Origin of the sequence: Ramlibacter sp., from assembly GCF_041916345.1 — a bacterium.
Lineage (GTDB): Bacteria > Pseudomonadota > Gammaproteobacteria > Burkholderiales > Burkholderiaceae_C > Ramlibacter.
Genome location: NZ_JAYRZR010000126.1, coordinates 1 through 8244 on the forward strand (window position 1 = coordinate 1; position 8244 = coordinate 8244).

The 8244-nt window shown below is 70.4% G+C and carries 8 protein-coding genes and 1 pseudogene; 5 read left to right on the forward strand and 4 right to left on the reverse strand.

Going from position 1 to position 8244, the window contains the following annotated elements:
• Positions 1 to 1484: pseudogene (locus ACE3T5_RS20050) on the reverse strand (excinuclease ABC subunit UvrA); the annotation flags it as partial.
• Between the two features lie 208 nt (positions 1485 to 1692).
• Between ACE3T5_RS20050 and ACE3T5_RS20055 the strand changes: the two are divergent.
• Both ACE3T5_RS20055 and ssb read left to right on the forward strand, forming a co-directional pair.
• A complete protein-coding gene (locus ACE3T5_RS20055) occupies positions 1693 to 2901 on the forward strand; it encodes an MFS transporter (protein ID WP_374669877.1) in 1209 nt (402 codons plus the stop codon).
• A 28-nt stretch (positions 2902 to 2929) separates the two neighbouring features.
• A complete protein-coding gene (gene ssb / locus ACE3T5_RS20060) occupies positions 2930 to 3418 on the forward strand; it encodes a single-stranded DNA-binding protein (protein WP_374669878.1) in 489 nt (162 codons plus the stop codon).
• 39 nt (positions 3419 to 3457) lie between these two features.
• Here the strand turns inward: ssb and ACE3T5_RS20065 are convergent, their stop codons facing one another.
• The 3 genes from ACE3T5_RS20065 to ACE3T5_RS20075 form a co-directional block, all read right to left on the reverse strand.
• Positions 3458 to 3730 carry a hypothetical protein gene (locus ACE3T5_RS20065; protein WP_374669879.1) on the reverse strand — a complete coding sequence of 91 codons (273 nt, stop codon included), beginning with the start codon at positions 3728 to 3730 and terminating at the stop codon, positions 3458 to 3460.
• A 112-nt stretch (positions 3731 to 3842) separates the two neighbouring features.
• Positions 3843 to 4946: a tRNA 2-thiouridine(34) synthase MnmA gene (mnmA, locus tag ACE3T5_RS20070; protein WP_374669880.1), complete on the reverse strand. Its 1104-nt coding sequence runs from the start codon at positions 4944 to 4946 to the stop codon at positions 3843 to 3845.
• 251 nt (positions 4947 to 5197) lie between these two features.
• The gene (locus ACE3T5_RS20075; RefSeq protein WP_374669881.1) at positions 5198 to 5779 is read right to left on the reverse strand and encodes a hypothetical protein; all 582 of its coding nucleotides are present in this window, start codon (positions 5777 to 5779) and stop codon (positions 5198 to 5200) included.
• Between the two features lie 212 nt (positions 5780 to 5991).
• Between ACE3T5_RS20075 and ACE3T5_RS20080 the strand changes: the two genes are divergently transcribed.
• The 3 genes from ACE3T5_RS20080 to ACE3T5_RS20090 are packed head-to-tail and all read left to right on the forward strand — an operon-like array spanning position 5992 to position 8084.
• Positions 5992 to 6243: a hypothetical protein gene (locus ACE3T5_RS20080; protein WP_374669882.1), complete on the forward strand. Its 252-nt coding sequence runs from the start codon at positions 5992 to 5994 to the stop codon at positions 6241 to 6243.
• A gap of 55 nt (positions 6244 to 6298) precedes the next feature.
• Positions 6299 to 7054, forward strand: a complete 756-nt coding sequence (locus ACE3T5_RS20085; protein ID WP_374669883.1) for an SDR family oxidoreductase — start codon at positions 6299 to 6301, stop codon at positions 7052 to 7054.
• Positions 7055 to 7100: 46 nt separating this feature from the next.
• On the forward strand, positions 7101 to 8084 hold the full coding sequence (locus ACE3T5_RS20090; protein WP_374669884.1) for a Bug family tripartite tricarboxylate transporter substrate binding protein: 984 nt from the start codon (positions 7101 to 7103) through the stop codon (positions 8082 to 8084).
• The last annotated feature ends 160 nt before the right edge of the window (positions 8085 to 8244 follow it).

Genomic DNA, 8244 nt, shown 5'->3' on the forward strand with positions numbered 1-8244 from the left:
AGCGTCTCGGCGCTGCGGTCGAGGCTGAGGTAGGTGAGGCCCACGTCATTGAGGAAGCGCAGGCGGTTGCCGATCTCGCGCACCACCTTGTCGGCGATCTCGGCGCGCGCGCCCTGCAGCTGCAGCGACTCGAAGTACGCCCGCGCATCGGCCAGCGTCATCCGACCGACCTCGTAGATGGCGCGCGCCTGTGGGTCTTCACCCAGCTTCACGTGGCGCGCCTCCTCGCGCAGGCGCGTGCCGGCGCAGGCGGGGCAGGGCTGCAGGCTGCGGTAGCGGGCCAGTTCCTCGCGCACCGCGGCCGAGTCGGTCTCGCGGTAGCGGCGCTCCATGTTCGGGATGATCCCCTCGAAGGGATGCCGGCGCGTCAGCTTGCGGCCAGCGGACTGGCCCGACTCCATGGTGTAGCTGAAGCGAATCTCTTCCTCGCCGGAGCCGTGCAGCAGCACGTGGCGCACGTGCTGCGCCAGCTCCTGGAAGGGCACGTCGGGGCTGAACTTGAAGTGCCGCGCGACGCTCTCCACCATGCTGAAGTAGTAGGGGTTGCGGCGGTCCCAGCCCTTGATGGCGCCGCCGGCGATGGAAAGCTCCGGAAAGGCGACGACCCGCTCGGGATCGAAGAACTCCATGGTGCCGATGCCGTCGCACGAGGGGCAGGCACCGACCGGCGAGTTGAAGGAGAACAGGCGCGGCTCCAGCTCGCTGATGGACCAGTGGCACACCGGGCAGGCGAACTTCGCGTTGAACAGGTGCTCGTGCCCGCTGTCCATCTCCAGCGCGATGGCGCGGCCCTCGGCCAGGCGCAGCGCGGCCTCGAAGCTCTCGGCCAGGCGCTGCTGCATGTCCGGGCGCGTCTTCAGGCGGTCGACCACCACGTCGATGTCGTGCTTCTCGGCCTTCTTCAGCGCCGGCAGTTCATCCGCCTCCAGGATGCGCCCGCCGACGCGGAAGCGCACATAGCCCTGGCCCTGCATCTGCGTGAACAGGTCGGCGAACTCGCCCTTGCGGTCGCGCGCCACCGGCGCCAGCACCATCAGCCGCGTGTCCTCGGGCAGGGCCAGCACCGCGTCGACCATCTGCGAAACGGTCTGCGCCTGCAGCGGCAGGCCGTGCTGGGGGCAGTGCGGGATGCCGGCGCGCGCGTACAGCAGGCGCAGGTAGTCGTGGATCTCGGTCACCGTGCCCACGGTGGAGCGCGGGTTGTGGCTGGTGGCCTTCTGCTCGATGGAGATGGCGGGCGACAGACCCTCGATCAGGTCCACCTCGGGCTTGTCCATCAGCTGCAGGAACTGGCGCGCGTAGGCCGAGAGGCTTTCCACGTAGCGTCGCTGGCCCTCGGCATACAGCGTGTCGAAGGCGAGCGAGGACTTGCCCGAGCCCGACAGACCCGTGATCACCACGAGGCGCTGCCGCGGCAGATCGAGATCGATGTTCTTCAGGTTGTGGGTGCGCGCGCCGCGGATGGCGATGCGCTGGCCGATCATGGCGCCCAGGTACTTGCCGTCGGTGCTGGAGTTCAAGAGTGGCCCGCGCGGAGGGAAACCGACGATGATAGACCGGCGGCGTGAGGCGTGCAGCCAGGGCGGTGGCCAGGATGCGGGACAATGCAGCTGTTGCCGCCCGGATGCCGGGCGCGCCTCTTGCAGTGCTCGCCGCGTGACCGCCGACCCGAATTCCGCCGACTCCCCCCGCATGACGCCTCTGGAGCGCCGCGCCAGCGGCTCCCTGGCAGCCGTCTTCGCGGCTCGCATGCTGGGCCTTTTCCTGGTGCTGCCGGTGTTCGCGCTGGAGGCGCAGCGCTACCCCGGCGGGGACGATCCCGCCCTGGTGGGCCTGGCCATGGGCATCTACGGGCTGACACAGGGGATCCTTCAGATCCCCTTCGGTGTGGCATCGGATCGCTTCGGCCGCAAGCCGGTGATCATTGCCGGGCTGCTCGTGTTCGCGCTGGGCAGCTTCGTCGCGGCCGCGGCGCCGAGCCTGGGTTGGCTGATCGGCGGCCGTGCCCTTCAGGGCGCGGGCGCGGTTTCCGCGGCAGTGACCGCGCTCCTGGCTGACCAGACTCGCGATGCCGTCCGCACCAAGGCCATGGCCCTGGTGGGTGCAAGCATCGGTCTCACCTTCGCCCTGTCCCTGGTCGTGGCGCCGCCGTTGGCCAGCGCCATGGGGCTGGGCGGCCTGTTCGGGCTCACGGGCCTGCTGGCGCTTGGGTGCATCGCCATCGTCGCCTGGTGGACACCGCCGCCCCCTCCGCCCAGGCCCGGTGCGCCACGTGGGCGCCTGGCCGAGGTGCTGCGGCATGGCCCGCTGCTGCGGCTGGACGTGGGCGTGTTCGTGCTGCACGCGGTGCAGCTGGCCATGTGGGTGGCGCTGCCGGCCCTGCTGGTGCGTGCCGGCCTCGACAAGGATCACCATTGGCAGATCTACCTGCCGACCGTGTTCCTGTCGTTCATTGTCATGGGGGCGGTGCTGTTTCCGATGGAGCGGCGCGGCCATCTGCGCCTGGCCTTCCTCGGCGCCATCAGCCTCATCCTGCTGGTCCAGCTGGGCCTGCTGGTGCTGGGCGCACAGGTCGGCCTGGTGGGGCTGGGCCTGCTGCTGTTCGCCTTCTTCTGCGGCTTCAACGTCCTGGAGGCTACCCAGCCCAGCCTTGCCTCCCGCGTGGCACCGCCCCACGCCCGAGGCGCCGCGCTCGGTGTGTACAACACACTCCAATCCCTGGGATTTTTTGCCGGAGGGGCTGTCGGCGGCTGGCTGGTGAGCTATTTTGGCGAGGCGGGCCTGTTCGGCGCCTGCGCGGCGCTCACGGCGCTGTGGCTGGCGGTGGCATGGCCCATGCGTGCGCCACGAGGGAGGAGCACGGCCGAGGAAGTGCTGGCCGACGAAGCCCGGGCGACATAGATAATCGGCACTCATCGGAGAACTTGCCATGGCATCGGTCAACAAAGTCATCCTCGTCGGCAATTGCGGCCGCGACCCCGAAATCCGCTACCTGCCCTCGGGTCAGGCCGTGGCGAACGTCAGCGTGGCCACGTCGAGCCGCCGCAAGGACAAGTCCAGCGGCGAAATGATCGAGGAGACGCAGTGGCACCGCGTCACTTTCTTCGAGCGACTGGCCGAGATCGTGGGCGAGTACGTCAAGAAGGGCACGCCCATCTATGTGGAAGGCCGGCTGAGTTATCGCAAGTACACCGACAAGGACGGCATCGAGAAGACCGCCACCGACATCGTGGCGTCCGAGATGCAGCTCCTCGGGGGTCGGCAGGGCTTGGGCACGCCCGGCGGCGACGGTGACGAGACGGTGCCGCGCCGCGCCGCGCCCGCGGCGCGTGCGCCCGCACCGGCTCCGGCCAGCCGTCCCGCGGCGTCGAAGCCGGCCAGCGGCTTCGACGACATGGACGACGACATTCCGTTCTAGGGACGCAGGCGGACCATGCGGCCCGCGAGCCCGTCTCGCTCAGGTGCGGACCGCTAGCGGACGGCCCCTCGCCGGCCGCGATGCCAGTGCGTTGATCAAGGTGACGACCGCCACGATCAGCGCATTCAGGCCAATGAAGACGCCTGCCATGCGCACCAACTGGCGCAGCACGTCGGCTGCTGCAGGGGTCACCGGCAGGGGCGCCACGGCGAACGCGAACGCCACCATGATGGCGGGCACCAGGGTGCCGGCCACGGCCATGAGCGTGATCTTCCAGGGGGCGATTAGCGGCTTTTGCGTGGACGCGGACATGATGCGGCGTAGGGCGATAGGTGTCGGCAGAGTGCGCAAGCATGTCCGACCCAGCGGAATGCTGCATTGCGGCAAATCAAGGATTCCGCGATTCGGCCGATGCCGTCAGGGCTCAGCCGATGACGCCGCCGCCCAGGCAGACCTCGCCCTCGTAGACCACGGCGGACTGCCCGGGGGTCACTGCCCACTGGGGATCGGTGAAGTTCAGCCGGAAGCGATCCGCGCCCGGATTTGACAAGTTGCATCCGGCATCATGCTGCCGGTAGCGCGTCTTGGCCGCGTACGGCCCGGCGGTGGGCGGTTCACCGGCGATCCAGCTTGCGTCGCCGGCCTCCAGCGCCGCGGACAGCAGCCACGGGTGGTCATGCCCCTGCACCACCCACAGCGTGTTCGCCCCGATGTCCTTGCGGGCCACGAACCAAGGCGCGTGGTCGCCGCCGCCGCGTTGCGCGCCCTTCTCCTTCACGCCGCCGATGCCCAGGCCCTGGCGCTGGCCCAGGGTGTAGAAGCTCAGGCCCTGGTGGCGGCCGATGACGCGGCCGCGCGGATCCTTGATCGGACCGGGCTCCTTGCGGATGTAGCGGTTGAGGAATTCGCGGAACGGCCGCTCCCCGATGAAGCAGATGCCGGTGGAATCCTTCTTGCGCGCGTTGGGCAGGCCGATCTCCAGCGCGAGGCGACGTACCTCGGTCTTGCGCAGCTCGCCCACGGGGAACAGCGCCTTCGACAGCTGGGCCTGCGTGAGCCGATGCAGGAAGTAGCTCTGGTCCTTGGTCTCGTCCAGGCCCTTGAGCAGCTGGTGCCGGCCGCTGGCGGCGTCGAAGCGCACGCGCGCATAGTGGCCGGTGGCGATCTTCTCGGCGCCCAGGCGCATGGCATGGTCGAGGAAGGCCTTGAACTTGATCTCGGCGTTGCACAGCACGTCGGGGTTGGGCGTGCGGCCGGCCTGGTACTCGCGCAGGAACTCGGCGAAGACCCGGTCCTTGTATTCGGCGGCGAAGTTGACGTGCTCGATCTCGATGCCGATCACGTCCGCCACCGCGGCGGCGTCGACGAAATCCTCGTTGGACGAGCAGTACTCGCTGTCGTCGTCATCTTCCCAGTTCTTCATGAAGATGCCGACCACCTCATGACCCTGCTGCTTCAGCAGCCAGGCCGTGACCGCGGAGTCCACGCCTCCGCTCAAACCGACGACCACGCGGGGCTTGCCACTCATGTGTGCGATTATCCCAGCGCGATCACAGCCCATGCTTGCCAGGCCCTCTCCCCTGACGCTGCCCCGCCAGCGGATGTCGCCCACCGCGATGGCGGCCACGGGCCTGCTGCACATCGGCCTCATCTGGCTGCTGCTGCAGCACCAGCCGGTGCAGCAGGCGGTGCGCTACGTGATGTACCAGGTGGTGCGGCCGACATCCTCGGAAGCGTCGTCCGCTGCGGCCGCCCAGGCATCGCCTCGTCAACGGGCGATCACGCCCTCGGCCACCCCGGGTGACGTCGCGGACAGCGCGGCCCTGCTTTCGAAGCTGCCTGAATCCAGCGTTCCGCTGCAGGCGACCACGCAACTGCCCGACACGCTGGAGCTGCGCCCGGCGCGCAAGCTGCGTGGGCGGCCGCGCGAGAAGGCGGCCCCTGCACCCGCGGTGGCGGCGCCCGCGCCGGTCGTCCCGCAGGACGCGCCGGAGCCCGTGGCCGAGACCCTGGCCGTGCCGGCCGCGGAGCCGACGCCCGCACCGCCGGTGGCCGAACCCGTGCCGGTACCAGCGCCATTGCCGCCAGTGGTGGTCCCATCGCCTGTGCCGATCCCTGCGCCCGCACCAGCGCCAGCACCAGCGCCAGCACCAGCACCAGCGCCAGCGCCAGCACCAGCACCAGCACCAGCACCAGCACCAGCACCAGCACCAGCACCAGCACCAGCACCAGCACCAGCACCAGCACCAGCACCAGCACCAGCACCAGCACCAGCGCCTGCGCCTGCACCCGCACCCGCACCCGCACCCGCACCCGCACCCGCACCCGCGCCAGCGCCAGCGCCAGCAGCGGCCCCTGCACCCACCCCGGCGGTCACGGCGCCCGCGCCGCCGCAGCGGTTCCAGGGGCCGGTCGTCGACGTCCCTGTGGCGCCGGGTGCCCCGCAGGCGGGAGGCGCGGTCCGTGTGCCCGTGGCGCCTGCCGCGCCGGCTGCAGGGGGCTGGGGTGCGCCGGCGGTCGCGCCGCCTGCGCCCTCAGCGCCCACGGCATCGCCGGCCCTGCCACCCGCGCCCGTGCTCCTGCCTCCGCCGCGCCCGGTGCCCAGCCTGCCCGGCCCGTTCCGCACGCCGCAGCGGCGCAGCCTGGCGGAGATGGCCAACGAGCAGCTGGGCGTGCGCAAGCCGCGTGATCCGCTGGCGGAGGGCATGGGCGCCGCCGCCCGGGAGGACTGCCTGCGCGGCTCCGGCACGACCGGCACGGTGGGCGGCCTGCTGGCGGCACCGGCCCTCGTGGGCCGTGCGGCGACCGGTGAATGCCCGCGGTGACGGAGCGTGCCCCTGGTCCCGGCCCCCACCTTCCCACTTCACAAGGAGCATCCCCATGGATCTGCAACTGGCCGGCAAGACGGCCCTCGTCACCGGCGCGTCCACCGGCATCGGCCGCGGCATCGCGCTCGCACTCGCGGCGGAAGGCGTGCAGCTGGCCATCGCCGCCCGCCGCGTGGAACTGCTGGAAGCCCTGGCGTCCGAGATCACGACGGCCGGCGGCCCCACGCCGGCGGTGATCGCCTGCGACCTCTATGCCGAGGACGCTGCTGCGCGCCTGGCGGCCGACGCCGCTGCGGCGCTGGGCCGCGTCGACATCCTGGTCAACAACGCGGGCGGCTCGCGCAGCTTCGCCGATCTGCATGTGGACGAGGCGCGCTGGCAGGAGGCGATCACGCTCAATTTCCACCGCCCGCGCCAGCTGGCGGATGCATTGATCGACGGCATGGTCGCGCGCAACTGGGGCCGCATCATCAACATCACCGGCAAGAGCGAGCCCGACCACGTGAATGGCGCGTTCTGCGCCAAGGCGGCGCTGCACAGCTGGGCCAAGGGGCTGTCGCGCATGGTCGGCAAGTACGGCATCACGGTCAACAGCGTGCCGCCGGGGCGCATCCATTCCGAGCAGATCTTCCGCAACTACACGCCCGAGTACCGCCAGTGGCAAGCCGACAACGAGATCCCGGTCGGCCGCTACGGCGAGCCGGAGGACATCGCGAACCTGGTCGCCTTTCTCGCCTCCCCGCGCGCCTCGTACATCACGGGCGCTGTGATCCCGGTGGATGGGGGTTTGCGCCGGTACCAGTTCTGATGGGGCGGGCCTAAGCTGCCGTCGAGTTCACCCGGAGACCCGTTCCATGCAACATCCTTCCGCTCTGCGCCGCCGCGTCTTCGTGGCCGGCGCTGCCGCCGCCGTGGCCGCACCCTGGGCGCGTGCGCAGGCCTGGCCGGCCAAGCCGATCCGCTTCCTGGTGCCGTTCGCCCCCGGCGGCACGAGCGAGATCGTGGCCCGCTCGGTGGCGGCCGAACTGACCAAGCAGCTGGGCCAGAGCGTGTTCGTGGAGAACAAGCCTGGCGGCGCCGGCGTGACCGCCATGCAGGAGGCGGCCAAGGCCCCTGCCGACGGATACACCATGATCCTCACCCACGTGGGGACGCTGGCGGTGAACCCGTACATGCTGAAGAACCAGCCGTATGACGTGAACCGCGATTTCCTGCCCGTCACGCTGCTGGCCAAGGTGCCCAACGTGTTCGTCATCCATCCCGACGTGCCGGCGAAGGACTTCCGCGAGTTCGTCGCCCACGTGAAGCAGAACCCGGGCAAGCTGAACTACGGCTCGGCGGGCAACGCCAGTGCCGGTCACCTGGCCATGGAGTACCTGAAGCTCGTGACGGGCATGTTCATCACCCACATCCCGTACCGCGGCACCGGGCCGCAGCTGACCGACCTGCTGGCCGGCCGCACCCAGGCCAGCTCCGCCGGCATGCCGGCGCTGGGCGCGCACATCCGCGCCGGCAAGCTGCGGGCCATCGCGGTCGGCACCGCGCAGCGCATTCCGGTCCTGCCCGAGGTGCCGACCGTGCAGGAGATGGGGCACAAGGACTTCGAGACGTCGCAGTGGTACGGCGTGCACGTGCCCGCGGGCACCCCGGCGGACGTGATCAAGCGCCTGCAGGAGGAGTCGTACAAGGCGCTGCGATCCAGCGCCGTCACGGAGCGCTTCGCCACCGACAACGCGGTCGGCGGCGGCGGTCCTTCGGCGGACTATGCGGCGTTCATCGCCCGGGAACAGAAGATCTGGAGCGACATCGTGAAGCGCGCCCAGATCAAGGCCGACTGATCCGATCGCTGCGGCGCGGCGCCGTGCAGGCCCGCGCCAGCCGTGATGCAATGCGCGGCATGGTGCGTCACGAAGCAAAAGCGCGACTGAACCCGCAGGGGCGAGGTGGTGCTGCTGCATGCTGCGCATGTCCAGCGGGTGAGAGTCCCGTCCCGGTAGG

What these genes read in the sequence shown, in the direction of transcription:
- ACE3T5_RS20055 (WP_374669877.1), top strand. Translation starts at nt 1,693, where the DNA reads ATGACGCCTCTGGAGCGCCGCGCCAGCGGCTCCCTGGCAGCCGTCTTC.
- ssb (WP_374669878.1), top strand. Translation starts at nt 2,930, where the DNA reads ATGGCATCGGTCAACAAAGTCATCCTCGTCGGCAATTGCGGCCGCGAC.
- ACE3T5_RS20065 (WP_374669879.1), bottom strand. Translation starts at nt 3,730, where the DNA reads ATGTCCGCGTCCACGCAAAAGCCGCTAATCGCCCCCTGGAAGATCACG.
- mnmA (WP_374669880.1), bottom strand. Translation starts at nt 4,946, where the DNA reads ATGAGTGGCAAGCCCCGCGTGGTCGTCGGTTTGAGCGGAGGCGTGGAC.
- ACE3T5_RS20085 (WP_374669883.1), top strand. Translation starts at nt 6,299, where the DNA reads ATGGATCTGCAACTGGCCGGCAAGACGGCCCTCGTCACCGGCGCGTCC.
- ACE3T5_RS20090 (WP_374669884.1), top strand. Translation starts at nt 7,101, where the DNA reads ATGCAACATCCTTCCGCTCTGCGCCGCCGCGTCTTCGTGGCCGGCGCT.